Source organism: Sphaerisporangium sp. TRM90804 (assembly GCF_029846175.1).
Lineage (GTDB): Bacteria > Actinomycetota > Actinomycetes > Streptosporangiales > Streptosporangiaceae > Sphaerisporangium.
On sequence record NZ_JARWAC010000021.1, the window covers coordinates 159,041 to 185,974 of the forward strand.

Annotated in this window: 19 protein-coding genes; 12 read left to right on the forward strand and 7 right to left on the reverse strand. The window is 72.9% G+C overall.

What is annotated here, in order from left to right:
• Positions 1–12 precede the first annotated feature (12 nt).
• The 9 genes from PYR91_RS25865 (at position 13) to PYR91_RS25905 (ending at position 14,584) form a co-directional block, all read left to right on the forward strand.
• The gene (locus tag PYR91_RS25865; RefSeq protein WP_279783915.1) at positions 13–270 is read left to right on the forward strand and encodes a hypothetical protein; all 258 of its coding nucleotides are present in this window, start codon (positions 13–15) and stop codon (positions 268–270) included.
• 38 nt (positions 271–308) lie between these two features.
• A complete protein-coding gene (locus PYR91_RS25870; protein ID WP_279783678.1) occupies positions 309–3,380 on the forward strand; it encodes a TcpE family conjugal transfer membrane protein in 3,072 nt (1,023 codons plus the stop codon).
• A 37-nt stretch (positions 3,381–3,417) separates the two neighbouring features.
• Positions 3,418–5,901, forward strand: coding sequence for an ATP-binding protein (locus tag PYR91_RS25875; RefSeq protein WP_279783680.1), 2,484 nt, complete (start codon positions 3,418–3,420; stop codon positions 5,899–5,901).
• On the forward strand, positions 5,898–8,717 hold the full coding sequence (locus PYR91_RS25880; RefSeq protein WP_279783682.1) for a type IV secretion system protein: 2,820 nt from the start codon (positions 5,898–5,900) through the stop codon (positions 8,715–8,717). The genes PYR91_RS25875 and PYR91_RS25880 overlap by 4 nt, the downstream gene beginning before the upstream one ends.
• A 2-nt stretch (positions 8,718–8,719) precedes the next feature.
• A complete protein-coding gene (locus PYR91_RS25885) occupies positions 8,720–9,388 on the forward strand; it encodes a hypothetical protein (RefSeq protein ID WP_279783684.1) in 669 nt (222 codons plus the stop codon).
• Positions 9,385–10,464, forward strand: a complete 1,080-nt coding sequence (locus PYR91_RS25890; RefSeq protein ID WP_279783685.1) for a bifunctional lytic transglycosylase/C40 family peptidase — start codon at positions 9,385–9,387, stop codon at positions 10,462–10,464. The genes PYR91_RS25885 and PYR91_RS25890 overlap by 4 nt, the downstream gene beginning before the upstream one ends.
• A 141-nt stretch (positions 10,465–10,605) precedes the next feature.
• Positions 10,606–10,995, forward strand: coding sequence for a (deoxy)nucleoside triphosphate pyrophosphohydrolase (locus PYR91_RS25895; RefSeq protein WP_279783687.1), 390 nt, complete (start codon positions 10,606–10,608; stop codon positions 10,993–10,995).
• Between the two features lie 107 nt (positions 10,996–11,102).
• Positions 11,103–13,310 (forward strand): hypothetical protein, encoded by a 2,208-nt coding sequence (locus PYR91_RS25900; protein ID WP_279783689.1) that lies wholly within the window; start codon positions 11,103–11,105, stop codon positions 13,308–13,310.
• Positions 13,311–13,384: 74 nt separating this feature from the next.
• Entirely contained in the window at positions 13,385–14,584 is a 1,200-nt protein-coding gene (locus tag PYR91_RS25905; protein ID WP_279783691.1) for a hypothetical protein, read from the forward strand.
• Between the two features lie 481 nt (positions 14,585–15,065).
• On the opposite strand, the gene PYR91_RS25910 is transcribed toward PYR91_RS25905, so the two are convergent.
• The 7 genes from PYR91_RS25910 to PYR91_RS25940 all read right to left on the reverse strand — a co-directional run bounded on the left by PYR91_RS25910 (position 15,066) and on the right by PYR91_RS25940 (position 23,116).
• Complete coding sequence (locus PYR91_RS25910; protein WP_279783693.1) at positions 15,066–15,848, reverse strand: succinate dehydrogenase/fumarate reductase iron-sulfur subunit; 783 nt, start codon at positions 15,846–15,848, stop codon at positions 15,066–15,068.
• Positions 15,848–17,755 (reverse strand): fumarate reductase/succinate dehydrogenase flavoprotein subunit, encoded by a 1,908-nt coding sequence (locus PYR91_RS25915; protein ID WP_279783695.1) that lies wholly within the window; start codon positions 17,753–17,755, stop codon positions 15,848–15,850. Before PYR91_RS25915 ends, PYR91_RS25910 begins: the two co-directional genes overlap by 1 nt.
• Before the next feature lie 9 nt (positions 17,756–17,764).
• On the reverse strand, positions 17,765–18,580 hold the full coding sequence (locus PYR91_RS25920; RefSeq protein WP_279783697.1) for a hypothetical protein: 816 nt from the start codon (positions 18,578–18,580) through the stop codon (positions 17,765–17,767).
• A gap of 213 nt (positions 18,581–18,793) precedes the next feature.
• A complete protein-coding gene (locus tag PYR91_RS25925; RefSeq protein ID WP_279783699.1) occupies positions 18,794–19,240 on the reverse strand; it encodes a response regulator in 447 nt (148 codons plus the stop codon).
• On the reverse strand, positions 19,233–20,810 hold the full coding sequence (locus PYR91_RS25930) for an ATP-binding protein (RefSeq protein ID WP_279783701.1): 1,578 nt from the start codon (positions 20,808–20,810) through the stop codon (positions 19,233–19,235). The genes PYR91_RS25925 and PYR91_RS25930 overlap by 8 nt, the downstream gene beginning before the upstream one ends.
• Positions 20,807–21,985 (reverse strand): SpoIIE family protein phosphatase, encoded by a 1,179-nt coding sequence (locus PYR91_RS25935; RefSeq protein ID WP_279783703.1) that lies wholly within the window; start codon positions 21,983–21,985, stop codon positions 20,807–20,809. The genes PYR91_RS25930 and PYR91_RS25935 overlap by 4 nt, the downstream gene beginning before the upstream one ends.
• Before the next feature lie 207 nt (positions 21,986–22,192).
• Positions 22,193–23,116, reverse strand: a complete 924-nt coding sequence (locus tag PYR91_RS25940; protein WP_279783705.1) for a LysR substrate-binding domain-containing protein — start codon at positions 23,114–23,116, stop codon at positions 22,193–22,195.
• A 315-nt stretch (positions 23,117–23,431) separates the two neighbouring features.
• Between PYR91_RS25940 and PYR91_RS25945 the strand changes: the two genes are divergently transcribed.
• The 3 genes from PYR91_RS25945 to PYR91_RS25955 are packed head-to-tail and all read left to right on the forward strand — an operon-like array spanning position 23,432 to position 26,723.
• Positions 23,432–24,067, forward strand: coding sequence for a succinate dehydrogenase cytochrome b subunit (locus PYR91_RS25945; RefSeq protein WP_279783917.1), 636 nt, complete (start codon positions 23,432–23,434; stop codon positions 24,065–24,067).
• On the forward strand, positions 24,064–25,989 hold the full coding sequence (locus tag PYR91_RS25950) for a fumarate reductase/succinate dehydrogenase flavoprotein subunit (RefSeq protein ID WP_279783707.1): 1,926 nt from the start codon (positions 24,064–24,066) through the stop codon (positions 25,987–25,989). The genes PYR91_RS25945 and PYR91_RS25950 overlap by 4 nt, the downstream gene beginning before the upstream one ends.
• Positions 25,986–26,723, forward strand: coding sequence for a succinate dehydrogenase/fumarate reductase iron-sulfur subunit (locus PYR91_RS25955; RefSeq protein ID WP_279783709.1), 738 nt, complete (start codon positions 25,986–25,988; stop codon positions 26,721–26,723). The genes PYR91_RS25950 and PYR91_RS25955 overlap by 4 nt, the downstream gene beginning before the upstream one ends.
• The last annotated feature ends 211 nt before the right edge of the window (positions 26,724–26,934 follow it).

The following is a 26,934-nucleotide window of genomic DNA, read 5'->3' on the forward strand; positions in this document are numbered from 1 at the left end:
GTGGAGAACGCCCTGGCGCTCGTGACGCCGACGGCGCCGCCGACCGGCGGCGTGAACACCGAGGGGCTCGCGGACTTCCTCCGGAGGTTCTTCGCCCCGCTGTTCCTCGTGGTCGTCTCCGTAGTCGCGATCTTCTTCCTCTTCACCCGCGAGATCACCCGCTTCGTCCAGTTCATCATCCTGGCCGTCGCGATCGGCGTGATCTTCTACGTGCCCAACGTCATCGAGGTGACGGCCAAGGCGATCGCGGGAGCGCTCGGCATCAAGTGAGCCCGACCGGATGGCCGTGACAGGGAGAGGAGGATCGGGTGGACCTGCCTACCTATACGAATATCTGGCGCATTGAGAAGCGGCTCTACAAGCTGTACGACCTCCGGCTGCCGATGCCGCTTCCGATCGTCTGGATCGGCGTGTTCGTGGGCGTGCTGGTCCCGTGGTCGCTCCTTCTCCGCGTCGTCGGGGTTCCCTTCGACGCGCCCTGGCACGTCTTCTACCTGGTGCCGCCCGGCCTGGTGACCTGGCTGGCCACCCGGCCGGTGATCGAGAGCAAGCGGCTCAACGAGCTGCTGCAGTCCCAGCTCCGCTACGTCGGAGAGCCGCGGGCCTGGTGCCGCCTCGCGCCGGTCGAGGAGCCCGACGAGATCACCTTCACCGCCCGCGTGTGGCGGGCCGCTCCCGGCACCGCCGCGGTGGCCGCCGCCGACGAGTTCGCGCTCGCGAGTGCCGCCAAGGCGCGGCGCGGCGCCCGCGCGAAGCCCAAGCACACGGCTCCGCGCCGCAGGCCGCTGGAGGCGTGGGCCTCCCGCCAGCCGGCGTCCGTCAAGCCGTCCGTGCGCCCCGGCGAGGTGCGCCCCGTCGTGGCCGCGGCCGCGGCGGCGGTGACCACGCTGGCGCCGCCCGAGCGGCCCGCGCGCCTCCCCGAGCGCCGCCTGGCCCGGGGCACCGCGACGGCCGAGTCCGCCGTCGGCCTGCCTGCCGCCCTCCCGCTTCCCGGCGAGATCCCCACCCTCGCCCGCCCGGCCCCCGGCGCCCGCCCCGCGATCTCGCCCCCGGCGGTCGCGCCACCCGTGGCCGAGCCGCCCGCCGCCATGCCGCCCGAGGTCGCGGCACGCGCCGTCCTGCCGCCCGCGGTGACGCCGCCCGCGGTCGCGCCGCCGACCGTCGCGCCAGGTGCCGTCCTGCCGCCCGCGGTCGCGCCGCCCACCGTCATGCCGCGCGCGGCCGAGTCGCCCGCCGTCGCGTCGCGTTCCGTGATGCCGCCCGCGGTCGCGCTGCCGACCGTCGCGCCAGGTGCCGTAACGTCGCGCGCGGTCTCACCACACACGGTCATGCCGCCCGAGGTCGAGTCGCCCGCCGTCGTGTCACGTGCCGTCCTGCCGCCCGCCGTCTCGCCCCCGGCCGTCGCGCCGCCCGCGGTCACGCGGCCCTCGGCCACCTCGCCCGCCGCGGGGCCGCCCGCGTCATCGCCGCCCGCGGTGACGCCGCCGGTCGCCGCGTCACCAGGGGTGACGTCGTCGGGCATGAGTTCGACCCCCGCGCCCGCGTCCCCGTCGCAGGCGCCCGCGCCGTCGGCCGCGGGCTCCCCGCCCGGGGCGCCGATCGGCACGGAGGCGCTACGCCGGCTGCGCAGGCTCGCGGCGTCCGCGGAGGCGCCCAGGCCGACCGCGCGTCCGGCGCGGGCGCAGTCCGCGAGCGGCGGGTACGGCGAGGCCGGACGTCCGGCGGCGCCCGAGCGGGCCTCCACCCCGAGCGAGACGCCCAAGGCGCCCGAGAGGGAGGTCGAGGTCCGCGAGCAGCACCGCAAGGGGCAGCCGCCGCGCGCCGGCGCCCCCGTCCGCTCGCCCGAGGCCCGCACCGTCTGGCCCACCGCACGCACCGCCTCCGAGGCCCGGCCGCCCAGCCCCGAGCCCCAGGGGGCCGAGGCCGAGCGTCAGCCGTCCCTACCCGAGCGTCAGCCGTCCCTACCCGAGCGCCAGTCGTCCGTGGTGCCAGGGCGTCAGTCGTCCGTGCCTGAGCGCCAGCCGTCCCTTCCCGAGCGTCAGTCGTCCGTGCCTGAGCGCCAGCCGTCCCTTCCCGAGCGTCAGCCGTCCGTGCCTGAGCGTCAGCCGTCTCCGCCTGAGCGGCAGCCGTCGCGTCCCGAGACCCGGCCGGCCGCGCCCGAGCGGGCGCCGTCCCGGCCGGCGGCGCAGCCGTCGTGGCCCGAGCAGGCGCCGACCAGGCGGGAGGCCGAGCCGGCCCGGCCGGAGCGTGGGCCGTCCCGGCCCGAGGCGCTGCCGTCCGTGGGGGCGCCCGCGCCCCGGCAGGGCGCGCCGAGGGGGCCGTTGCGGCCGGCCGCGCGTGAGACGGCGGGCCCGCTGTCCATCCGCAAGATGCCCGGGGGCTCCGGCGCGACCGCCGACCCCGCGGCGCCGTCCGTGCCCGTGCCGGTTCCCCGCCCGGGGGACGAGCCCAGGGTGCGCCGCGTCGAGTCGGTGGTCGGCCGCGACCAGACGGGCGGGTGGCGGCGCCTGGCGCAGGTCGTGGTGGGCGGCGGCGCGCCGACCCGCCACGACGGCATCGTGGCCGACGAGGTCAGGGCGGCCACCGAGTTCACCGGCAGCCGCCGCGTCATGGTGCTGGGATGCACCGGCGGCGCCGGGCAGACCACCACCGCGCTCATGTTGGGGCACACCTTCGCCCGCCACCGCGACGACCGCGTGCTCGCCGTGGACGCCAACACCGGCGACAACACGATGACCGACCGCATCGACGCCGAGTCGCCCGAGTCGCTGACCTCCCTGCTCGCCGGCCTCGACGGCGTCAGCGGCTACCTCAGCATGCGCACCTACACCACCCGGTGCGACTCCGGCCTGGAGGTCGTCGGGTCCGACTCCGACGCCGCCGCGGCCCGGCGGCTCGCCGACCGGGGCCTGTTCTCCGACCAGCGGCTCGCCCAGGCCATGCGGGTGCTCGACCGGCACTACAGCGTCATCCTGGTCGACCCCGCCGCCTCGGTGGCGGCCCGCATGCTGCCGTACGCCGACCAGCTCATCCTGGTCGCGCCGGCCAGCGAGGACGCCCCCGAGGCCGTCGCGATGACGTTCGACTGGCTCGACGGACACGGGTCGAACGCTCTTCGCCAGCGGGCGATCATGGTGATCAACGGCGTCAGCAGGCGGAGCATGGGCGGCGTGGAGCAGGCCGAGGCGGTGGCGCGCGGCCGGTGCCGCGCCATCGTCCGCGTCCCCTGGGACGACGAGCTGGCACCCGGGCAGCCCGGCCCGGCCGACCCCGCGCACCTGCGGGCCCAAGGGCGCAGGGCGTACGTCGCCCTGGCGGGAGTTGTGGCAAGCGGCCTGGCGGCGGCGAGCCGCCCGAGCGAGGAGGAAGTGGCTCAGTGACGACGAAGCGAGCCCGGCGCGGGGAACGGGTCGTCTGATGGCGAGATCGTCGCGGTCCAGGAGCAGGCTGGCGGTCCGCTACTTCGACGACCGCATCCTCCTCACCGACTCCTCGGCATGGGCGTACTTCCGCCTGCCGACGGTGAGCTACGAGTTCGTCACGGCCGAGGAGCGGGAGGCGCTGGCCACCAACATCACCATCGCCCTGGCCGCCATCCGCATGCCCGACGCCGAGGTGCACCTGCGGGTGGCGCACCGCGCCTATCCGGCCGCCGAGTGGGCGATGGCGCTCAACGCCACCTCCGACGAGGGGGAGGGCTGGCGCGACTACCTGGAGGAGATGTACCGGCACGTCTGGGCCAAGGACTTCTGGAGCAAGGAGGTCTACCTCGGCGTCCGCCTCGGCCCGCGCGGCGCCCAGCTAGGCACCGGCGTGCTCGCGCAGCTCTTCGGCTTCTACCAGCGCGGTGAGAAGGCCCTGGGCCTGGAGGACGACCACGTCCCCGACGGCGAGCTGGAGAAGTGGACCAACCAGGCCGAGCGCCTGGGCCGGGCCCTGGCCTCCAGCGCCCTGTACGCCCGCCACGCCACCTCCGGGGAGATCGCCTGGCTGTTCCGGCACGCGGCGTCCGGCTCGCTCGGCGACCCGCCGGCGTCGGCCTCGCCCACCAGGCGGTGGGGCCAGGGCGAGATCGAGTCGCTGGTCGAGGGCCAGATCCACAACGGCCGCTCGTTCCTGCGCATCCAGCAGCCGGCGGGCGACTCCTACGTCGCGCACCTGTCGTTCGCCCGGTTCCCCGACCTGATGCCGTTCCCCGACGGCGAGCCCTGGCTGCACTTCATCGACCAGTTACCGTTTCCCGTCGAGGTCAGCTCGCGGATGCGCCTGATCCCGCCGATCAAGGCCAGCAAGGACGTCGCGCGCAAGCTCGCGCACGCCAGGGACATGGACATCCACATCCGCGAGGCGGGAGCCGAGGCGCCGATCGCGCTGGCCGAGCAGATCGACGCCGCCCGCATGCTGGAACACGGCATCACGAAGGAGCGCCTGCCCTTCGTCTACGGCTGGCACCGTCTCATCGTGGCCGCGCCGACCGAGGAGATGTGCCTTCAGCGTGTCGAGGCGGTGGTCGAGCACTACCGCGACATGGGCATCGACATCGTCAACTCCACGGGCGACCAGTTCTCGCTGTTCTGCGAGGCGCTGCCGGGCGAGCGCGTGCGGGTCAACGCCTATGCCCAGCGCCAGCCGCTGCGCACCATCGCGGGCGGCATGGCCACGGCCACCGTCGACCTCGGCGACCGCGTCGACGAGACCACGTCCGGCTGGGCCGGGCCCTACATCGGGGAGACGCTGGGGCGCGCCCGCTCGATCGTCCACTTCGACCCGCTGGTGGCCGCGACGCGCAACCGGCCGACGGCCATCGCGATCACCGGCGAGCCCGGCGGCGGCAAGACGACGCTCGCGCTGCTGCTCATCTACCAGATGGCGGTGCGTGGCGTCACGGTCGCGGTGATCGACCCCAAGGGGGACGCCGAGTCGCTGGTGCAGCTCCTGCAGAAGCGCGGGCGCAAGGCCAGGGTGATCCCGCTGGGCTCGGCCGCGCCGGGCCTGCTCGACCCGTTCTCCTTCGGCGACGACATCGCGGCCAAGAAGACCATGGCGACCGAGACCCTCCGCCTGCTGCTGCCGCGCATGTCGGAGGAGCGCGAGTCGGCGATGATCCAGGCGGTCTCCACAGTCTCCAACCAGCCGAGCCCCTCGCTGGGGCGGGTCGTCGACCACCTGGAGCAGGCCGAGGACCCCGCGTCCAAGAACCTCGGCGCGGTGCTGCGCTCGATGTCGGAGATGCGGCTCGCGCGGCTGTGCTTCGACCCCTCCGGCGGCGACAACATCGACACCGAGGGCTGGACCACCGTGTTCACGCTGGGCGGCCTCACGCTGCCCGACGTCACCACCACCAGGGACGACTACTCCTACGAGCAGCGCCTGTCGGTCGCCATCCTCTACCTGGTGTCGCAGTTCGCCAGGCGGCTGATGAACGGCCTCGACCGGCGCACGCCCAAGGCGATCTTCCTCGACGAGGCGTGGGCGATCACGTCCACGCCCGAGGGCGCCAAGCTGGTGCCCGAGGTGTCGCGCATGGGCCGGTCGAGGAACACCGCGCTGGTGCTGGTCTCGCAGAACGCCGGCGACCTGCTGAACGAGCAGGTCACCAACTGTCTCTCCTCGGTGTTCGCCTTCCGCTCGACCGAGCGGGTGGAGGTGGAGCACGTGATGGCGCTGCTGGGGGTGGAGCCGTCGGAGGAGCACAAGGCGGCGTTGCGGGCGCTGGGCAACGGCGAGTGCATCTTCCGCGATCTCGACGGGCGTGCCGGCCGCATCGGCGTGGACCTCATCTCCGAGGACCTACTGCGCTGGCTGGACACCAACCCCACCCATGACAGACCCGGCGAGAGCGCGCAGCGCTCCTCCGGGCCGGCGGGCAGGTCCGGGGCTGTACAGGAGGTGCGGTCATGAGACGCAGCGCGGGCTCGAAGAAGCCGGGACGGCGCGTCGCGCGCCTGCGGCGCAGGGCGCTGGTCGTGCTGGCGATCCTCGCCAGCGTGCTGGTGGTGCCGATCGCGTTCTCGACCGTCACCGCCGGCGCGGCTGCGCCGTGCGACCTGTCGCCCGACCTGGCGCCCGAGATGGTCGGCGGCGGCGTCGACGGGCTGGTCAAGCCGCCGCTGCCCGACGACGCCCCGCAGGGCGCCGACGGCGCCGGGCAGGTGCGGCCGCCCGCCGCGGGGGAGCCGATCACCAACTACGAGCGGTACGGCATGGCCGGCCAGTTCTGGCACACCTACGACCTCGGCTGCACCGACGTCGCGGCCGTGCTCGGCAACGCCTGGGCCAACACGGTGTTCTCCTGGGCCAAGGCCATCGACCGCATGACGATCACCACCTACCAGGCGGCGGCGACCGAGGGACCGCTCCAGTCGATCAAGGACATGGTCGACGACATCGTCATCAACCTCGCCGACGCCATGTACTGGCCGTACCTTCGCGTGATCATCCTGCTCGCGGCCGTCTGGCTCGCGTGGTACGGGCTGATCCGCAAGCGCGCAAGCACGACGGCCGAGGGCGTGATCTGGATGATCCTCGCCGTCACGGTCGCGGTGTGGTTCTTCAGCCGCCCCGGCGACTTCACCGGCGTCGGCAAGACCGTCACCGACAAGACCGGCGAGATCGTCAACTCGGCGTTCAGCGGCCTGCCCGGCGCCGGGGGGGCGTCCTGCCTGCCCGGCAAGGGCGAGGCCAACGCCAAGGTGGCCCCCGGCGGGTACGGCCAGACCGGCACGCCGGGCGTCGACCAGAACGCCGACGCGCTGTGGTCGACGCTGGTCTGCAAGCCGTGGCTGATGGGCGAGTTCGGCACCGCCGACCCCAAGGCGCCCGTGGTCGCCGTGATGGGGCCGAAGGTGCTGGACATCCAGGCCACCGACGTCCAGGAACAGTCCAGCGGCCAGAAACCCGACTCCGGCGCGCACCAGGCGAGGTTCGAGCAGGAGGTCGCCAAGCCGCTGGAGAGCACCGCGATGTTCTTCCTCTTCCAGGGGAAGGACTGGACCAGCCGGCTCGGCATCGCGATCGGCGCCCTGCTGGCGGCCATGGTCGCGGGCGTGCTGATCTTCCTGGTGGCCGTCTCGCTGATCGCGCTCAAGATCGGCTTCTTGCTGCTGCTCATACTCGGGCCGGTGTTCCTGCTGATCGGCGTCCATCCGGGCACCGGACGCATCATCGCCATGCGCTGGGTCGAGATGCTGGTCGGCACGCTGCTGAGACAGGCGGTGCTGGCGCTCGTCCTCGGTGTGCTCGTGTACGGCTACGCGCTGATCATCTCCACGAACCTCCCGTGGGGCATGCAGATCATGTTCATCGCGCTGCTGACCATCGCCGTGTTCTTCTACCGGCGCCCCTTCCAGCACCTGTTCGCGTCCATGGACGGCCACACGCTCGCCACGAGGATGCTCGGCGAGGCGGCCTCCGCGCCCACGCTTTCGCGGGCCGCGAACGCGCTGCCGCCGGTCGCGGCGGCGCGCATGGGCCGCTGGGGGCTGCGCAAGGCGGAGCCGCTCGTCAACGCGGCGGCCATGGCGGGCGGCGGCGCGGCGGCCACCGCCGCGTCGGTGGCCCAGGGCCGCGTCAGGGGCGAGGAGGGCGGTCCCGGAGGGGCCCAGCAGGGCGGCCGGGTGCCGGCGGGCGGTCAGCCGATGCCGCTGGACGCCGACGGCCAGGCGGGCGTGCGGCGCAAGGCCACCGGTCGCGGCATCGCGGTCGCGCGCCCGGGGGCGGCCCCGCCGCTCAACCTGTCGGGACGGCCCGGCGGTCCCGGAGCGCCTTCGGGGCGCAACGGCGCTGACGGCGTCTCGGTCGGCCCCCGCACCGGCGGCGCCGGGGTGCCGTCCGGCCCGCGCGCGGGCGGCGGCGCGGCCGGCACCGGGCGCACCGGCGGGGCGGGCAGCGGGCCGGGGTCCCGGCCGACCGTTCGCACGGGCGGCGGCTCGGGCGGAGGCGGCGGGTCGACGGTCGGAAGCTGGTTCGGCGGCAGGCCCGGCGGAGGCTGGGCGTCCCGCTCGCCGGGCGGCTCCTCCGGCTCCACAGGTTCTTCCGGCGGGTCCGGCGGGGCGTCGGGCGGCGGCTCTGGCCGCGGGTCCGACGGCCAGGCGCCCAGGGGGCCGCGCACGACGGCGGGCGGGCCGCGCGGCTCGTCCGGCGGCGGTTCCGCGGGCGGCCTGTTCGGCTCCTCGGGCGGCGGCCGGTCCTCGGGCGGGGCCTCGTCGTCATCGGGCGGCTCCTCGGGCGGCCTCTTCGGCTCCGGGGGCTCAGGCGGCTCCGGGCGGTCCTCAGGCGGCTCCTCCGGCGGTTCGCCCGGCCGGTCGCCGGGGCGTTCCGGCGGGAGCCTCTTCGGCGGCTCGGGCAGTTCGGGCGGCTCCGGTGGCTCGGGCCGGTCGTCGGGCGGGTCCGGGCGTTCTTCGGGCGGTTCGCAGGGCGGGTTCTTCGGGCGGTCCTCGGGCGGGTCGTCCGGCGGCTCCTCGGGCGGCTTCTTCGGCCGGTCCCAGGGCGGGTCGTCCTCGGGCAGGGGGGCGGGCGGTTCGTCCGGCCGGTCCTCCGGCGGTTCGCAGGGCGGGTCGTCCGGCGGCGGGCCGGGCCCGTTCTCCGGCGGCGGAGGCGGCAGGTCGGGCTCCGGCGAGGCTCCGCCGCTGTGGCTGCCCCCGCGCCCTCAGTCCGGACGCGGTGACGACGAGGGCGCGCCGTTCTGGTTGCGGCCCCCCAACCGCGACGAGGGCTGAGCATGGCGCAGGTCAACGACCGGCGAGGGCTCGCCTTCGCCGGAGTGGTCGTGGCGCTGGCGGCCGTCGGCGTCTACCTGTCCATGCGGCCCGCCGCGAGCGGCCCTGGGGACGAGGGGCCGGCCGGCCGCACGGCGGTGATCTCCGAGGGCACCCCGGCGCCGCCGTCCTCGACGGCGCCGTCGCCCGCGCCCGCCGTCTCGCCGGGCTCGTTCGACATCTACCGCTACCTGCCGTTGTCCAGGCAGCAGATCGCCCAGGCCGCCGACGTGGCCCAGCGGTTCGCCGTCTCCTACGCGACGTTCCGCCACGACGAGGACCCCGCGACCTACGCCGATCGCCTCAAGGCGTTCACGACCCTTGAGCTCGGCAGCGTGCTCGCGCGCGACGTCACCACGCCGGCGACGGTGGAGCAGAACCGCGCCCAGAAGATCGTCTCCCAGGGGTCGGCCCAGGTGAAGAGGATCCGCAACATCGACGAAGGGTCGATCGTCTTCGTGGTGACCTCCCTGCAGCGCATCACCGCCGAGGCCGGCCCGCGGCAGCTCAGCACCGACTACGCGATCACGCTCACCCAGGTGGGCACCGAGTGGCGGGTGTTCGACATGCAGCCCGCCGAGGCCGGGCAGGACGGGGACACCGGAGGCGCCGGCGACGGGATCGTGCAGTGACGTCGCGGGTGCGCCTCGCGCTGCTGATCGGGCTCGCGGGCGTCGTCCTCACCACGCTCATCATGGCGCCGATGCTGATGAGCACCTTCCCGTCCTTCCTCGGCGGCGGCATCACCACCGACTGCGACGACACCGTGACGGACGTCACCAACGTCTCCGACACCGCGCAGTCCGACATCCCCGGCGAGTACCTGAGCCTGTACAAGAAGTGGGGCAAGGAGATCGGGGTCCAGTGGACCGTGCTCGCCGCCGTGGGCAAGCGTGAGACCGACCACGGCCGCTCCAACCTCCAGGGCGTGAAGAGCGGCACGAACTTCGCCGGCGCCGCGGGTCCCATGCAGTTCCTGATCAGCACCTGGGGCGGCAAGGCCAAGATCAAGATCCCGTCGAAGTTCAACGGCTACGCCTCCGACGGCGACGACGACGGCGTGGCCGACGTCTACAATCCCGCCGACGCGATCCTGGGCGCCGCCAAGATGCTCAAGCGCAACGGCGCCCCGAGCGACGTCACGCGCGCGCTCTTCGCCTACAACCACGCCATGTGGTACGTCGAGCAGGTGCTGGTCATCGCCAGGAAGTACGCCGTCGACGGCACGCTGGAGGTGCCCCCGGACGACGACCCCGCCTGCGACCCGCCGCTGGTCGACGCCGCCCCGAGCGAGGTCGTCAAGGAGATCCTGGAGTACGCGCTCGCCCAGCGCGGCAAGCCCTACCGCTGGGGGGGCACCGGGCCGCAGGGCTACGACTGCTCGGGCATCATCTACATGGCCTACCGCTCGGCCGGGCTGTCGATCCCGCGCACCACGTTCGGCCAGTGGCCGTTCGGCGTGAAGATCTCCAAGGGGGACGAGCAGGCGGGCGACCTGGTCTTCTTCAACTCCGGGCCGGGCACCTCCGCCAACAACCCCGGCCACGTCGGGATGGTGGTCTCTCCCGGCAAGATGATCGAGGCCAGGTGCACGCTCTGCGGGCCCATCAAGGTGACCACCTACCGCGACCGGCCGAACATCGTCGGCTACACCCGCCCGCTGGAGAACCGCACGGTCGTCGACCAGCTCAAGCGCATCGGCGTGTGAGCGGCCGTTGCCCCGGTGTGATCACCGCCGGTCGGGCCCGGTGGGCCGCACCCCTGGCCGCACTGGGGGTCCCATGGTGCCCGGCGCCGGCGATCGCGCACAGCGGCGCGGGGGCGGGAAGACTCCTTAGTCTTTACTCGCATGGAGACGATTGTTGTGGCGGCGGCCATCATCGAGGGGGGCAGGCTTCTCGCGGCCCAGCGCGCCGGTCCGCCGGCGATGGCGGGAGGCTGGGAGTTCCCCGGCGGCAAGGTGGATCCGGGGGAGAACGACCATCAGGCGCTGGTCCGGGAGTGTCAGGAGGAGCTCGGCGTCCTGATCGACGTGGGCGCCCGCATCGGCGGCGACTGGCCGCTCATCCCCGGATACGTGCTGCGGGTCTGGCGGGCCCGGCTCAGCTCGGGCGTTCCGCACCCCCATGAGCACTTGGCCTTGCGCTGGCTGGAGCGTGACGAACTCTACGACATCCCATGGCTGCCCGCCGACCTGCCGATTGTGAAAGCTGTACAAGATCTGGTCTGCGAAGGCTGATCTCCGGCCCCCTGTGAGATAACGGCTACACAGCGTGACGAGTTTGTCGCGAAGTGCAACGGGGGAACGGGGATGGTGTAGTGGCCGGTCGGTGGCAGCGCACCCGGATGGTGTCCGTAGTCGGCGCTGGAGCTCTGGTTCTGGTCGGCGGTGGTTCCGCCGGCACGGCGGTCGCGGAGGATCGGGGGTACGCCGACCCGCCCGACATGGCCGAAGGCCCTGGGCTGAGCCTGCGCCTGGTGGGCCCTGAGGGCCCCGCCCGGCCGGGCGCGCCGGTCACGCCGGGGCAGGTGCTGCGGTTCAGCGTGCGGATCCAGGGGCCGGCCGACCGTGCCCGCCTGGCCGTGGTCGCCACCCCCGTGGGCGCGCTCGCGTCCGTCGGATGCGCGGACGCCTCGGGCACGCCGGGGAGGTCGTCGCCACGCGCCCAGGTGTGCGGGTTCGACGACATCTCCAGCCCTCGCACCGTGGACGTCGCGGTCACCATCCCGCCGCACGCGGAGGAGGTCCGCCTGCGGGCCGTCGCCCATCTGCGCGACCCCGGTGGCGTGCAGTGGATCAAGAGGATGGCGGGCGCCGACATCCGGATCGCCGGCGCGTCCGGCCGGGTCGGCGAGCGCGGGCTGGAGAAGGGCCCGCTCGGCCTGTCCCGCCCGTCGTCCCCCGCCCGGGGCCCCGCCGAGGGCGGCCCGGCCGGCTCCCGCCCGTCGTCCCCCGCCCGGGGGCCGGCCCAGGCCGGTCCGGCCGCCTCCGCGCGCCCGGGCACGCCGGTCCCGGATCCGGGACCGGACGCGAATCCGGGCCTGGACCCCGACTCGGACATCTATCCCGAGCTGGTGCCCCTGGGCTCCGCCCTCCCGGCCGCCGCCGTGCCGCCCTCCGGGACCATCACCCCCGGCCGCCCCGGCCCCGGCACGGACACCACGACCCCGGCCCCGTCCCCCGCCGGAGCCCCGGCCCCTGACGTCGCCCCGCCCGGTGCCGCCCCGGCCTCCGGCAAGGACGGCGCCTCCGGCAAGGACGGCGCCTCCGGCGGGTCGGATACGTCGGGGAAGGCCGGTGAGCCCGGCAAGGCCGGGTCGCCGGTCGCCGAGAGTGGGATGCCCCCCGGCTCCGGTGAGTCCTCGGCCGGCTCGGCCCCGATTGGTTCGGCTCCGGCCGGTTCGGCCCCGATTGGTCCGGCTCCGGCTGGTTCGGCTCCGGTCGGCGCGGGCCCCCTTCTCGTCACGCCGGGGATGCCGCCCTGGCCGCGCACGCCCGGCACGCCCGGCGGGTCCGGCGGGTCCGGCACGTCCGGCGGGTCCGGCGGGTCCGCGTCCGGTGGGCCCGCGCCCAGCGCGTCCGGTGGGTCCGTGCCCGGCACGCTCGGCGGGTCCACGTCCGGTGCGTCCGGTGCGTCCGGTGGGTCCGTGCCCGGTACGGACGGGGGCGCGTCCTCGGCTGGGGAGTCCTCGTCGGGGGCGGCGGGTGCGCCGTCTCCGTTCGACCTGATCGGTGTGCCGTCGCCCGGGCGCGGTGAGCCGTCGCTGGCCGCGGCGCACGGCGGGGCGTCTCCTGCCGGTGTGCACGGGGTGCCGTCCGGGGTGGGCGTGCCGGATCTTCCCGCGGTGGCCGAAGGCGCGCCCGAGGGGGCGAGCGAGAGGCACGGCACCAGCCCACGCGCGGGACGGTCGGCGCGCACGCCCGTCAAGGCCCGGCGGACGCACGCGGGCGTGCCCGGCGCCGCGGTGGCGGCCCCGCGCCGCGCGGCCGGTGCTCCGGGACGGCGCGCGGCGCTGGGGCCCGTCAACGCGCCCGCGCCCATGCCGCTCAAGATCCAGGCGCCCGTGCCCGTCCCGGCGCAGGCTCCGGCGGTCCCGCTGAGCGCGCCCATCGTCCCGATGCCGCTCGCCGGCGCGGTGCCGCCGGCCCCGGCTCCGGTGCCCGCTCCGGTGCTGCCGGGTGCCACGCCGGCGCCGGGAGTCGTCCCGCTGTCCGGCACGGGCCCCACCCCGGCTCCGGGCGCGCCGCAGGCCCCCGGGCCCGGCGTGGTGCCCACCCCGCTGCCCGGCCAGGCCGCGGCGCCGGGGTTCCCCGACGCCGGCGGGCTCTCGCCGGCGGCTCCGGCGCAGGCCGCGCCGCTGCCCCAGGAGATGGGGCCGGTGAAGCGCGATCTGGCGGCGGGAGCCGAGGAGGACGGGTTCGGCGGGGTGCGGAGCCTGCCCGCCGTGGCGGGCGCGGTGATGCTGTTGCTCGGGGCGCTGTGGGTGCAGATGAAGCTCAGGCGACGCCGGGCGGTGCGCAGAACCGCGACCGATCCGGGTTCTTGCGACTGAACACCCTTTACTGTTGCTTTCGCCCAACTAGTATTTCCTTGACTTGATCGGCGAGCGCAACAAGCGGAGGCGACGTGAGCGGGCGCGTACGTGTTACGGCCGTGTCCGCCGTGCTGGCGTCGCTGGGGCTGACGGGAGCCGTGCTGCTGGCCACGGCTCCCATGACGGCGCCCCGGGCGAACGCGGCACAGGTCGCGGCGGCCGACCCCACCGACCAGGTGGAGCCGACCGATCCCTACATCACCGAGAGCGGCGACCCCGGGGCCGACCCCGAGCTGGAGCCCGAGCCCACGGTGACGATCACCGTCACCCAGAGCCCCGACCCCGTGGTCACCACCACCAGGACGATCACCCCGAAGGCCACGAGGAAGGTCACCAAGACCCCCAAGGCCAGCCCCACCAAGACCGCCCCGGTCGTGCCGCCCGCACCCGTGGAGCCGCCGCCGACCGTTCCCAGCGCGCCGGTCATCCCGTCGTCCGATCCGGTCGTGCCGCCCACCACCCCGACCGAGTCGGTTCCCGTCCCTGAGGTGTCGCTGGCGCAGGTGTCGCCCCCCGCGCAGGACACCGCCACGGCACCGAGCACGTCCTTCGAGGAGCCGACCCCCGACTCCGTGCCCATCGAGATCCGCAACGCCTCCCCCGAGTACGACCAGCTCACGCTGAGCAGGAAGCTCGCGATCCCGGGCGTGCTGCTCGCCGTCCTGGTGATGCTGGGAGTGTTCATCTTCGAGGGCAGGATCCGCCGCATGGCGCACGCGGCGGCCGTCCGCCGGGCGGGGCCGCGCGGGGCGGGGCGTCACCGCGGCGCCGACCTCGCCGGGGGCTACCCGATGCCCGGCTACCCGATCTACCACGACGGTACGGCGTACGCGCCGATCATCAGCTTCGTGCCGGTGCAGGGCTTCCCGAACGCGCCGGGCCAGGAGGGCTACCAGCCCGTCTACGGCGACCCCACGGGGTTCGACGCGTACGGCCGCCCGGAGCAGGGCTTCGGGGCCCCCGGAGCCGTGGGGCCCGCGGAGCCGTGGCCCCGCAGGGAGCCGCAGGGCGGCTCCGGCGCTCCCGGGGACGCGACGGCGGTCATCCCCGCGGCCGGAAGCGCGTCGCCCAAGGCCGGGCCGGGTGAGCCGTTCGCCGGCAAGTCGGAGGAGCTGGGCTCGCACGCCTCCGACGGCCGCACGTTGCGCGGGCCGCTCCCCGGCGAGCAGGGCGCTCAGCCCGCCGAGCCGCGCCGCGGCCTGCTCGGCAGGTTCCGCCGCGACAAGCCCTGACGAGGACCGCCCGGCCGGGTGAGCGCATGCGGCCGGGGCCGGCTCGCCGCCCCCGTGGTTGGTTCGTCCTCCGGAGTGGGTGCGGCCCCGACCAGGCCGGTCGGCTGACCCCGTGATGGTCCGCTCTCCGGGGCGGGCGCCGGCCACCCAGGCCACCCAGGTCGGCCCGCTACCCCGTGATGGGTCCGGTCTCCGGAGCGGGGTGCGGCCACCAGGCCACCCAGGCCGGCCCGCTGTACACGTGAGCGGCGCGATCTGTGGAACGGGGCCTGCCGCATCCGCGTCCCAGGGGCGCTGAGAGCGTCCCTGGCGCCCTGACGGCGGCCTTGAGCCCCAGGAGAGTGCGGAGGGCTTCCCCGGCCGTCCTCGACGACAGGGGAGTGTCGCTCGTGCGACCGGCCAGGCCCGCCCCTCACTCAGAGGCCGGGTGAGGGGGCCGAGGCGCGGGTGACCGGCCTCGGCCCTCCTCTGACCGGGCGGCTCAGCCCGCCTTGGAACCGGAGGGGTTCGACGAGCCGGGCCGCTTGAAGATCTTGCTGCCCAGCCACACCAGCGGGTCGTACTTCCGGTCGACGACGCGCTCCTTCATCGGGATCAGCGCGTTGTCAGTGATCTTGATGTGCTCGGGGCAGACCTCGGTGCAGCACTTGGTGATGTTGCAGTACCCGAGGCCGTGCTCCTCCTGGGCCGAGTCCTTGCGGTCGGCCACGTCGTACGGGTGCATGTCCAGCTCGGCGATCCGCATGAGGAAACGCGGGCCGGCGAACGCCGGCTTGTTCTCCTCGTGGTCGCGGATCACGTGGCAGACGTTGTTGCACATGAAGCACTCGATGCACTTGCGGAACTCCTGGGACCGCTCGACGTCGATCTGCTGCATGCGGTACTCGCCGGGCTTGACGTTGTCCGGCGGGGTGAAGGACGGGATCTCCCGCGCCTTCTGGTAGTTGAACGAGACGTCGCAGACCAGGTCCTTGATGACCGGGAACGTGCGCATCGGCGTCACGGTGATCGTCTCGTACTCGGTGAAGGTGGACATCCGCGTCATGCACCCGAGGCGGGGCTTGCCGTTGATCTCCACCGAGCACGAGCCGCACTTGCCCGCCTTGCAGTTCCACCGCACCGCGAGGTCGGGCGCCTGGGTCGCCTGAAGCCGGTGGATGACGTCGAGCACGACCTCGCCTTCGTTGACCTCGACGACGAAGTCCTCCAGCGCGCCCTCGCCGCCCTCGCCTCGCCAGACGCGGAACTTGGCCTTGTACCCCATCAGGACTCCTTCACGAGCGCGTCGTAGTCCGCGAGCTCGTCGGCGGTGACGTACTTGCTGAGCTCGGCGCGGTCGAACAGCCGGAACAGGTCGTCCCGCATGGGGGGCTGCTCCTTCTCCTCGACCGAGACCTCGCCGTCGGCGGTGAGCGCGCACACCAGCAGCTTGCGGCGCCACTCGGCGGACATGCCGGGGAAGTCGTCGCGGGTGTGCCCGCCGCGGCTCTCCTCGCGGATCAGCGCGGCTCGGGCCACGCAGTCGGAGACGAGCAGCATGTTGCGCAGGTCGATGGCGAGGTGCCAGCCCGGGTTGTAGATGCGGCCGCCCGGGGCGCCGGTGGCCGCCGCCCGCTCCTTGAGCTTGGTGACGACCTCCAGGGCCTCCTTGACCTCCTCGGCCTTGCGGATGATGCCCACGAGCTCGTTCATGGTGCGCTGCAGCTCGTGGTGCACCTCGTACGGGTTCTCCCCGCCGGCGCGCGACAGCGGGGCCACGGCCTCGATCTCGGCCGCGCGCATCACGTCGTCCGGGGTGACCGGCCGGGCCGCGAGCCGGTCGACGTACGCCGCCGCGCCGGCGCCGGCGCGGCGGCCGAACACCAGCAGGTCGGACAGCGAGTTGCCGCCGAGGCGGTTGGAGCCGTGCATGCCGCCCGACACCTCGCCGGCCGCGAACAGGCCCGGCACCGAGGAGGCGCCGGTGTCGGCCTCGACCTCCACCCCGCCCATGATGTAGTGGCAGGTCGGGCCCACCTCCATGGGCTCGGCGGTGATGTCGACGTCGGCCAGCTCCTTGAACTGGTGGTGCATCGACGGCAGCCGCTTGATGATCTCGGCGGCCGGCAGCCGGCTGGAGACGTCCAGGAACACGCCGCCGTGCGGCGAGCCGCGCCCGGCCTTCACCTCGGAGTTGATCGCCCGGGCGACCTCGTCACGGGGCAGCAGCTCCGGAGGGCGCCGGTTGTTCGCCTGGTCGTTGTACCAGCGGTCGGCCTCCTCCTCGGTGGTGGCGTACTTGTCCTTGAACACCTCGGGGATGTAGTCGAACATGAAGCGCTTGCCCTCGGAGTTGCGCAGCACCCCGCCGTCGCCGCGCACCGACTCGGTGACGAGGATGCCGCGCACCGACGGCGGCCACACCATGCCGGTGGGGTGGAACTGGATGAACTCCATGTTGATCAGGCTGGCGCCGGCCAGCAGCGCGAGCGCGTGCCCGTCGCCGGTGTACTCCCAGGAGTTGGAGGTCACGACGTAGGACTTGCCGATGCCGCCCGTGGCCAGGACGACGGCGGGCGCGTCGAAGCAGATCAGGCGGCCGGTCTCGCGCCAGTAGCCGAACGCGCCGCTGATCCCGGCGTCCCGCGCGGGGCCCTGCTTGAGCAGGGTGGTGATCGTGCACTCGGCGAAGACCTTGATGTACGCCTCGGCGTCGCCGTGCAGCCTCTCGTCCTCCTGCTGGAGGGCGACGACGCGCTGCTGGAGCGTGCGGATCAGCTCCAGGCCGGTGCGGTCGCCGACGTGGGCCAGCCGGGGGTACTCGTGCCCGCCGAAGTTGCGCTGGCTGATGCGGCCGTCCTTGGTGCGGTCGAACAGCGCGCCCCAGGCCTCCAGCTCCCACACCCGGTCGGGTGACTCCTTGGCGTGCAGCTCGGCCATGCGGGGGTTGTTGAGGAACTTGCCGCCGCGCATGGTGTCGCGGAAGTGCACCATCCAGTTGTCGTCGGAGTTGACGTTGCCCATCGCGGCGGCGGCGCCGCCCTCGGCCATGACGGTGTGCGCCTTGCCGAACAGCGACTTGCACACGATGGCGGTGCGCTTGCCCTGCTGGCGGGCCTCGATGGCGGCCCTCAGCCCGGCGCCGCCCGCTCCGATGACGACGACGTCGTATTCATGTCGCTCGATGTCCACTGATGATCCTTATGCGAGCGGGAAGTTGACGATGCCCTTGGCGACCAGGCGCACGTACAGGTCGGCCAGCATGACCGAGTACATCGACAGCCAGGCCAGCAGCATGTGCCGGGAGTTGAGCTTGGACACGAACGTCCACATCTTGTAGCGCACGGGGTGCTTGGAGAAGTGGTTGAGCCGGCCCGCCGTGATGTGGCGGCAGGAGTGGCAGCTCAGCGTGTACGCCCAGATCAGCACGACGTTGATCCACAGGATGACCGTGCCGAGGCCGACGTGGCCCCAGTTGCCCTCGTGGTCGCGCAACGCCAGGACGGCGTCCCAGGTGAGCACGGCGGCGATGAGGATGGCGCCGTAGAAGAAGTAGCGGTGGACGTTCTGGATGATCAACGGCAGGCGCGTCTCACCGGTGTACTTCTTGTGCGGCTCGCCGACGCCGCACGCCGGCGGGGACAGCCAGAACGCGCGGTAGTAGCCCTTGCGGTAGTAGTAGCAGGTGAGGCGGAACCCGGCCGGCAGCCCGAGGATGAGGAAGCCGGGGGGAAGCGTCCACCAGTCGCCGAGCGGCGCGAGCCCGAGGAACCGTGCCCCCTCGGGGCACGACGTCGCCAGGCAGGGCGAGGAGAACGGGGCGATATACGGCTCGATGAAGTAGCTCTTGTCGAAGATCGCCCAGAATCCGTAGACGAGGAAAGACGAGAGTGCCGCGAATGTGATGGCCGGGGCCAGCCACCATCGATCCGTCCGCAGGGTGCGGGCCTTTATCTGGGCCCGCTGCTTGCGCTGCGACGGTTCACTGGGCGGCCGGCCGGCCGTTGTCTGGGTCATCGGAGAACTCTCCACCTCCGCGGACCGCGTCGCCTGTCGGCGCGAGATCCGGTTTACGTTTTGGCTGGGAGCCGCGCGCGTTCGCGCCGATCACACAGCCGCGCGCGTGCCGGTGGGGGCTACGTTACGACGGCCTGATACCGCCGTGTGAGCAGGGTCACTCACTTTTTCGACCGACCCGGTGTGATTCCTGTCACGTCGCCGTCAAGCTCCCTAACCTTGGCCGTTCCTTGGGAGTTTGACGACCGACACGAAGAAGTCGTCGATCTGCCGGACCACCTGGATGAACTGCTCGAAGTCCACCGGCTTGGCCACGTAGGCGTTCGCGTGCAGATTATAGCTCCGCAGGATGTCCTCCTCGGCCTCCGACGTGGTCAGCACGACGACGGGGATGCTGCGCAGGGTGGCGTCGGCCTTGATGTCCTCCAGCACCTCCCGGCCGTCCTTGCGTGGCAGGTTGAGGTCGAGCAGCACGAGGTCGGGCCGGGGCATGCCGGCGTACTCGCCCTCCTGGCGCAGGAAGGCCATGGCCTGCTCGCCGTCGCTCACCACGTGGAGCTTGTTCTGCACCTTGTTGTGCTCGAACGCCTCCTTGGTCAGCAGGACGTCCCCGGGGTCGTCCTCCACGAGGAGGACGTCGATGAAGCGGTACTCAGCCATGCTGTTCTCCAGGTGATGCGGGCAAGGTCCAGCGGAAGGTCGTCCCGGGCTTGTCGGGGTCGGCGTCGGCCAGCCAGATCTTGCCGCCGTGGTACTCGACGATCTTCCTGCACAGGGCCAGCCCGATTCCCGTCCCCGCGTACACGTCGCGCGGATGGAGCCGCTGGAAGATCAGGAAGATGCGGTCAGCGTACTTGCCGTCGATGCCGATGCCGTTGTCGGAGCAGGTGAACTCCCACATGTCCCCCTGCTCGACGGCGGAGACGTGCACGCGGGGCGGCTCGTCCGAGCGGAACTTCAGGGCGTTGCCGATGAGGTTCTGGAAGAGCTGGGTGAGCAGCACGCGGTTGCCGAAGACGGCCGGCAGCGGGTCGTGGGTGACGGTGGCGCCGGTGTCCTCGATCTGGGCGCCCAGGTTGTTCATCGCGCCCTTCATGACGTCCTCGACGTTCGTCTCGGCCTTCTCGCCGCCCATGCGGCCCACCCGGGACAGGTCGAGCAGGTCGTTGATGAGCAGCTGCATGCGCTTGGCGCCGTCGACGGCGAACGCGACGTACTGCTTGGCGCGGTCGTCGAGCTGGTCGCCGTACCGCTGCTCCAGCATCTGGGTGAAGCTCGCCACCTTGCGGAGCGGCTCCTGCAGGTCGTGGCTGGCGACGTAGGCGAACTGCTCCAGCTCGGCGTTGGACCGGCGCAGCTCGACCGTCTGGTCGGACAGGAGCTGGCGCGCCTCGGCGGCCCGGCGCCACTCGCGCAGCATGCGCCCGCGCATGGCGTCGACGCGCCCGGAGAGCTCGGCCAGCTCGGCCGGCCGGTCGACGGCGAGCTCGCGGCCGAAGTCGCCGACCGCGACGGCCCTGACCTGCTGGGTGAGCTGGGAGATCGGGCGCAGCACCACGTAGCGGACGATCAGCGTGAAGGCGACGGCGGCGCCGACGAACACCAGCGCCAGCAGGCCCAGCACCCAGTAGAAGGTGCGCCACCCCTCCTCTAGCTCGCGGCTGCCGGCGTCATGCAGGAGGGTCAGGTTCTCCTGCTGGTCGGCCAGCGCGTCCTGCACGGCGGTGAAGCGCGCGTTGTTGACGGCGGCGTAGGTCGTGGCGGTCTTGGTGCCCAGCTCGGGCACCTTCGCGATGATGACGTCGGCGTAGTCGCGGCGCCAGCGGGAGGAGGCCTCGGTGAGGGTCGCCAGGTCGGCGCGCGCGTTCTGGCCGGGCAGGCGGGACACCAGCGCCCGCAGCCGCGCCGAGGCGGCCGCCTCCGACCGCAGGGCCCGCTGGTAGTCGTCCAGGTACTGCCGCTCGTTGGTGCGCCCGTAGGTGCGCACGGAGGTCTCCTGCGCCCCCAGCGCCGTGGAGAGCTGCAACGTGTGCAGGATGGCCGGGTCGATCACGTCGACGACGGCCTCGCGGGAGATGCGCGTCTGGTTGACCGCCGCCATGGTGAGCCCCGCCGCGACGGCGAAGGCGAGGGCGATGGACATGCCCGCGATCAGGAACCACCGGCCCAGCGGCAGGCGCCCGACGCCGCGCGGCGGCTCCGGGGCGGGCAGGGGAGGCAGTTCGGTCACGAGGGGCTCCCGGGAGCGGAGGAGGGGCTTCTCCGTCCGACCAGGACGGCGGCGAGGTCGTCGCTGAGGGCGTGACGGTGCATCTCCCGCACGGAGCTGATGATGCGGTCGAGATCGATCTGGCCCTGCTGGCGGATGAGCCGGATCAGCCCCTCGGTGCCGAGGAGGTCGGGGCCGCCGCCCACCGTGGCCTCGATGAGGCCGTCGGTGTAGAGCAGCATCGACCAGTCGTCGCCCAGCGGCAGCTCGATCGTGCTCCACACGACGTCCTTGAAGATGCCGAGCGGCGGGCCCGACGGCGTGCCGGGCACGATGTCGACCACGCCGTCGCGGACGCCGCCGCGCACGAGCAGCGGCGGCGGGTGGCCGACGACGTGCAGCCGGGCGTGGCGCAGGTCGGGCTCGATGGTCATCGTGCACAGGGTGGTGAAGATCTCCGGCGACTTGCGCTCGTGGCGCAGAACGGTCTCCAGCGTCGTCAGCAGGTCGGTGCCGGTGTGGCCGGCCAGCACGAGCGTGCGCCAGGCGATGCGCAGCGCCGCGCCGAGCGCGGCCTCGTCGGGGCCGTGGCCGCACACGTCGCCGATGACGACGTGCACCGCGCCGTCGGGCGTCTGGACGGTGTCCCAGAAGTCGCCCGCGAGCAGGGCCTGCCGCCGGCCGGGCAGGTAGCGCGCCTGGTGCTGGAGCCCTTCGCGCTCCAGCTCCTTGTTGAGCATGGGCACCGGCAGCAGGCCGTGCTCCAGACGGGCGTTCTCGCGGCTGAGATGCTCCGCCTCGGCGAGCTTGCGCTGGACGAGGTCGGCGCGCTTGCGCTCTATGGCGTAGCTGATGGCCCGCCCGAGCAGCCGCTCGTCGACGTCCTGCTTCACCAGGTAGTCCTGGGCGCCGGCGGCGACGGCCTCGACGCCCATGTGCGCGTCGTTCAGGCCGGTCAGCACGAGCACGGCGGTGCCGGGCGCCATGGTGAGCACCTGACGCAGCGCCTCCAGGCCGGTGGCGTCGGGAAGGGAGAGGTCGACCACGACACAGTCGACGTCGCGGGTGAGCCGGTCGCGGCTCTCGGAGAGGGTGCGCGCCCAGATGATCTTCGGCGGTGTGGCAGCCCCGGCGAGCAGCTCTTCTACCAGGAACGCGTCGCCTGGGTCGTCCTCGATGAGGAGAATCGTCAGCATCTCGGCCGGCGCCGCCGGCGTACCGGGCGAGGGCGCGGTCACTGGTGCCTCTTGTGAAGTGATGGTCGGCGTTGGCTGTTGCTGCCCTGCACCTTATAGCGAAAGCAGTCCACTCGCATGTGTGTACGAAACCGTGACTTAGGGGTGTGAAGCATGTCAAATGCCAATACGTCCCAGCTTGGGGTGGCCTGACGCGCCGGAGGCTGGTCAGGCGAGCCCGACACCCTGGGGCAGCGTTCCCTTCTCGGCGGCCTGCGAAAGATAAGAGAGAAGCGTAGCGCGGAAGGCCTGGGCCGCTCTGGTGGGCTCGACATCCTTGCGATGAGCGAGCGCCACGGTGCGGCGAAGCCCCGGAGGGGAGAGTGGGGTGCCCGCCAGCCCGGGGCGGCCGTCCAGCACCATCGAGGGCACGACCGCCACCCCGAGGCCGGCCTCCACGAACCGCAGCACGGCGTCCATCTCGCCGCCCTCCACCGCAAGGCGCGGCTCGAACCCGGCCTGGCGGCAGGCGTTCAGCGTCGCCTCGCGCAGGTCGTAGCCCCGGCGGAACATCACCAGCGGGCGCCCGCGCAGGTCCTCGATGCGCAGGTGCGCCTTGCGGGTCGTCGCCCCGGCGGGGGAGGCGACGACCAGGCTCTCGTTGAGGATGTCCTCGGTGACCAGGGAGGGATCACTGCTGTGCAGGGGCAGGATGATCAGGGCGAGGTCGAGCTGGCCGCGCGCCAGGTCGCGGACGAGGTCGCGCGAGCCGCCCTCCTCGACCAGCAGGTCGATTCCGGGGTAGTCGCGGTGGAATCTCGCCAGCACCTCCGCCAGCAGCCCGGCGCACAGCGACGGGGTGCCGCCGAGCCGCACCCGGCCCCGGCGCAGCCCGGCCAGCTCGGCCACCTCGCGGCGCGCGGTGTCGGCGTCGGCGAGCATCCGCCGGGCCAGGGGCAGCAGGGCCTCGCCGGCGGGCGTCAGGGAGACGTTGCCGCGCGCCCGGTTGAACAGGGGCGCGCCCAGCTCGGTCTCCAGCGTCTTGATCTGCTTGCTCAGCGACGGCTGCGCGACCCGCATCCGTTCGGCGGCCTGGGTGAAGTGCGAGGTCTCGGCCACAGCCACGAAGGAAGCGAGTTGCTGTAGCTGCACCCACCAAGCGTATGCCGGGGCCCCGGAACGGCCCTGGCGGGGGAGGGGTGCCCGCATTGTGAGATTGATCCCATTCGACCGGCCGGCTCACGCGCGTGTGACCTGCGGGCCACCGTGCATAGCCCCCGGCTATCGAGACCAGGCGCCTGATGACTTGGACCGCCGGAAACGTGATGCCTACCGTCGGTGATTGTGACGTCGACCATCGAACGAGGCATGGCCACCAAGGCCGTGACGCCCCGCCCCGCGCCCGCCAGGGCCGCGCCCGCCCGGCGCGGGGGCTTCCTGCGCACCTCCAACGGCAAGAAGGCCGTCATGGCGGTGACCGGGGCCGTGCTGGTGCTCTTCCTCGTCGCCCACATGCTGGGCAACCTGAAGGTCTTCGCCGGCGCCGAGGGCTTCAACTCCTACGCCGCCTGGCTGCGCACCGTCGGCGAGCCCGCGGTGCCGGGCCGCACCCTGCTCACGCTCGCCGAGATCGGGCTGCTGGCGGCGGTGGGGCTGCACATGTGGGCGGCCGTCTCGCTCGCCCGCCGCGCCGCCAGGGCGCGCCCGGTGAAGTACGCCGCCCGCCGCAGGTCGCGGGCGGACGGGTACGTGGTGCGCACCATGCGGTACGGCGGCGTCATCATCGCGCTCTTCGTCGTCTGGCACCTGCTCGACCTGACCTTCGGGACGGTCAACCCCGGCGGCGCCGCGGCCACCCCGTACGAGCGGGTCGTCCAGGGCTTCGCGCCCGCGCGGTGGTGGGTCACCTCGTTCTACCTGGTCGCGATGGCCATGGTGGGCCTGCACCTGCGCCACGGCCTGTGGAGCGCCTTCCAGACGCTCGGCCTGGCGCGCGGCCGCCGGCGCCGCGCCCTGAACGTCCTCGCCGCGGCCTTCTCGGCGGTGCTCGTCCTCGGCTTCGTCTCCGTACCCCTCGCCGTGATGATCGGAGTGGTGAAGTGAACTACACGACCGGCGAGCCGATCCGGGACACCAAGGCCCCCTCGGGGCCCATCGAGGAGCGCTGGGACCAGCGTCGCTTCTCCGCGAAGCTGGTCAACCCGGCCAACAAGCGCAAGCTCACCGTCATCGTGGTCGGCACCGGCCTGGCCGGCGGCTCGGCCGCCGCGACCCTGGGCGAGCTGGGCTACAACGTGAAGTCCTTCTGCTACCAGGACTCGCCCCGGCGCGCGCACTCCATCGCCGCCCAGGGTGGCATCAACGCGGCCAAGAACTACCGGGGCGACGGCGACTCGATCCACCGGCTCTTCTACGACACCGTCAAGGGCGGCGACTTCCGGGCCCGGGAGTCCAACGTCTACCGGCTCGCCCAGGTGAGCGTGAACATCATCGACCAGGCTGTGGCCCAGGGCGTCCCCTTCGCCCGCGAGTACGGCGGCCTGCTCGACACCCGCTCCTTCGGCGGCGCCCAGGTCTCCCGCACCTTCTACGCGCGCGGGCAGACGGGCCAGCAGCTCCTGCTCGGCGCCTACCAGGCCCTGGAGCGGCAGGTCGCGGCCGGAACCGTCGAGATGCACACCCGCCACGAGATGCTCGACCTGGTCGTCAGCGACGGCCGGGCACGCGGCGTCATCGTCCGCGACCTGGTCACCGGCGAGATCGAGACCCACCTCGCGGACGCGGTGGTGCTCGCCACCGGCGGGTACGGCAACGTGTTCTTCCTGTCCACCAACGCCAAGGGGTGCAACACCACGGCGATCTGGCGGGCGCACCGGCGCGGGGCCTACTTCGGCAACCCCTGCTACACGCAGATCCACCCGACCTGCATCCCGGTCAGCGGCGAGTACCAGTCCAAGCTGACGCTGATGTCGGAGTCGCTGCGCAACGACGGCCGGGTGTGGGTGCCGCTGCGCGGCGGCGACGAGCGCGCCCCCGGCGACATCCCCGAGGACGAGCGCGACTACTACCTGGAGCGCGTCTACCCGTCCTTCGGCAACCTGGTGCCGCGCGACATCGCCTCGCGGGCCGCCAAGAACGTCTGCGACGAGGGACGCGGCGTCGGCCCCGGCGGCCTCGGCGTCTACCTGGACTTCGCCGACGCCATCGCCCGCCTCGGCAGGGACGCGGTCGAGAAGAAGTACGGCAACCTCTTCGAGATGTACGAGCGCATCACCGGCGAGGACCCCTACACCCGGCCGATGCGCATCTACCCCGCCGTCCACTACACGATGGGCGGCCTGTGGGTCGACTACGACCTGCAGTCGACGATCCCGGGCCTGTTCGTGATCGGCGAGGCCAACTTCTCCGACCACGGCGCCAACCGCCTGGGCGCCTCGGCGCTGATGCAGGGGCTGGCCGACGGCTACTTCGTCCTGCCCACCACGCTCGGCGACTACCTGGCGGCCGGGCCGTTCGGCGGCGTCGACCAGGCCGACGTCCAGGACGCCGTCTCGGAGGTCACCGGCAGGATCGGGCGGCTGCTGTCGGTGGGCGGCACCCGCACCGCCGACTCCTACCACCGCGAGCTGGGCAAGCTCATGTGGGACTACTGCGGCATGGAGCGCACCGAGGAGGGCCTGCGCAAGGCCCTGGAGCGCATTCCCGAGCTGCGCGAGGAGTTCTGGAACAACGTCAAGGTGCCCGGCGAGGAGGAGGGGCTCAACCAGGCGCTGGAGCGCGCGGGCCGGGTCGCCGACTTCTTCGACCTCGCCGAACTGATGTGCCTGGACGCCCTGCACCGCACCGAGTCGTGCGGCGGCCACTTCCGCGCCGAGTCCCAGACCGAGGAGGGCGAGGCCCTGCGCGACGACGAGCGCTTCGCGTACGTCGCGGCGTGGGAGCACGTCACCGGCGGCGCCCCGGTGCTGCACAAGGAAGAGCTCGACTACCAGTACGTGACGATGAGCCAGCGGAGCTACAAGTGAACCTCACCCTCAAGGTGTGGCGGCAGAACGGCCCCGCCGACGGCGGGCGGATGGTGACCTACAAGGTCGAGGACGTCTCGCCGGACATGTCGTTCCTGGAGATGCTCGACGTGCTGAACGAGCGGCTGACCCTGGAGGGCGACGACCCGGTCGCGTTCGACCACGACTGCCGCGAGGGCATCTGCGGCATGTGCGGCATGGTGATCAACGGCGTCGCGCACGGCGAGCAGCGCGCCACGACCACCTGCCAGCTCCACATGCGGCACTTCGAGGACGGCGCCACCATCACCATCGAGCCCTGGCGCGCGGCCCCCTTCCCGGTCGTCAAGGACCTGGTGGTCGACCGGGGCTCCTTCGACCGCATCATCCAGGCCGGCGGCTTCATCTCCGTCCCCGCCGGCTCGGCGCCCGACGCGCACAGCATGCCGGTCAAGAAGGAGGACGCCGACGACGCGTTCGACGCCGCCACCTGCATCGGCTGCGGCGCCTGCGTAGCCGCCTGCCCCAACGGCTCGGCCTCGCTGTTCACCGCCGCCAAGATCACCCACCTGGGCCTCCTGCCCCAGGGCCAGCCCGAACGCGACTCCCGAGTGGTCGCCATGGTCGAGCAGATGGACCTGGAAGGCTTCGGCGGCTGCACCAACACCGGCGAATGCACCGCCGTCTGCCCCAAGGGCATCCCCCTGGACGCCATAGCCCAGATGAACGCCGACTACCTGAAAGCCGCCAGGTAAGACTCCGGTAGCCGAAGTCCCCGGCCCAAGACATCGTCTTCGCCTCCGGCTCAGGCTGTATTTCCCAGGGGGGCCTACCGGCCCCCCTTCGACCCCCCGATCGAACGGGCCGCCATCTGGTTCTTCGGAGTACCGCACAGAGTGCTTTGGGTACCTCCACGCGCGTTAGTCAAACGGCGATGCCGCGCCAACAAGGTTCCCAGGGTAACAA

Excerpts from the sequence above, each read along its gene's own strand:
- PYR91_RS25910 (WP_279783693.1), bottom strand. The coding sequence starts at position 15,848 with ATGGGGTACAAGGCCAAGTTCCGCGTCTGGCGAGGCGAGGGCGGCGAG.
- PYR91_RS25880 (WP_279783682.1), top strand. The coding sequence starts at position 5,898 with ATGAGACGCAGCGCGGGCTCGAAGAAGCCGGGACGGCGCGTCGCGCGC.
- PYR91_RS25920 (WP_279783697.1), bottom strand. The coding sequence starts at position 18,580 with ATGACCCAGACAACGGCCGGCCGGCCGCCCAGTGAACCGTCGCAGCGC.
- PYR91_RS25875 (WP_279783680.1), top strand. The coding sequence starts at position 3,418 with ATGGCGAGATCGTCGCGGTCCAGGAGCAGGCTGGCGGTCCGCTACTTC.
- PYR91_RS25935 (WP_279783703.1), bottom strand. The coding sequence starts at position 21,985 with ATGCTGACGATTCTCCTCATCGAGGACGACCCAGGCGACGCGTTCCTG.
- PYR91_RS25945 (WP_279783917.1), top strand. The coding sequence starts at position 23,432 with ATGGCGGTGACCGGGGCCGTGCTGGTGCTCTTCCTCGTCGCCCACATG.
- PYR91_RS25925 (WP_279783699.1), bottom strand. The coding sequence starts at position 19,240 with ATGGCTGAGTACCGCTTCATCGACGTCCTCCTCGTGGAGGACGACCCC.
- PYR91_RS25900 (WP_279783689.1), top strand. The coding sequence starts at position 11,103 with ATGGTGTCCGTAGTCGGCGCTGGAGCTCTGGTTCTGGTCGGCGGTGGT.
- PYR91_RS25885 (WP_279783684.1), top strand. The coding sequence starts at position 8,720 with ATGGCGCAGGTCAACGACCGGCGAGGGCTCGCCTTCGCCGGAGTGGTC.
- PYR91_RS25895 (WP_279783687.1), top strand. The coding sequence starts at position 10,606 with ATGGAGACGATTGTTGTGGCGGCGGCCATCATCGAGGGGGGCAGGCTT.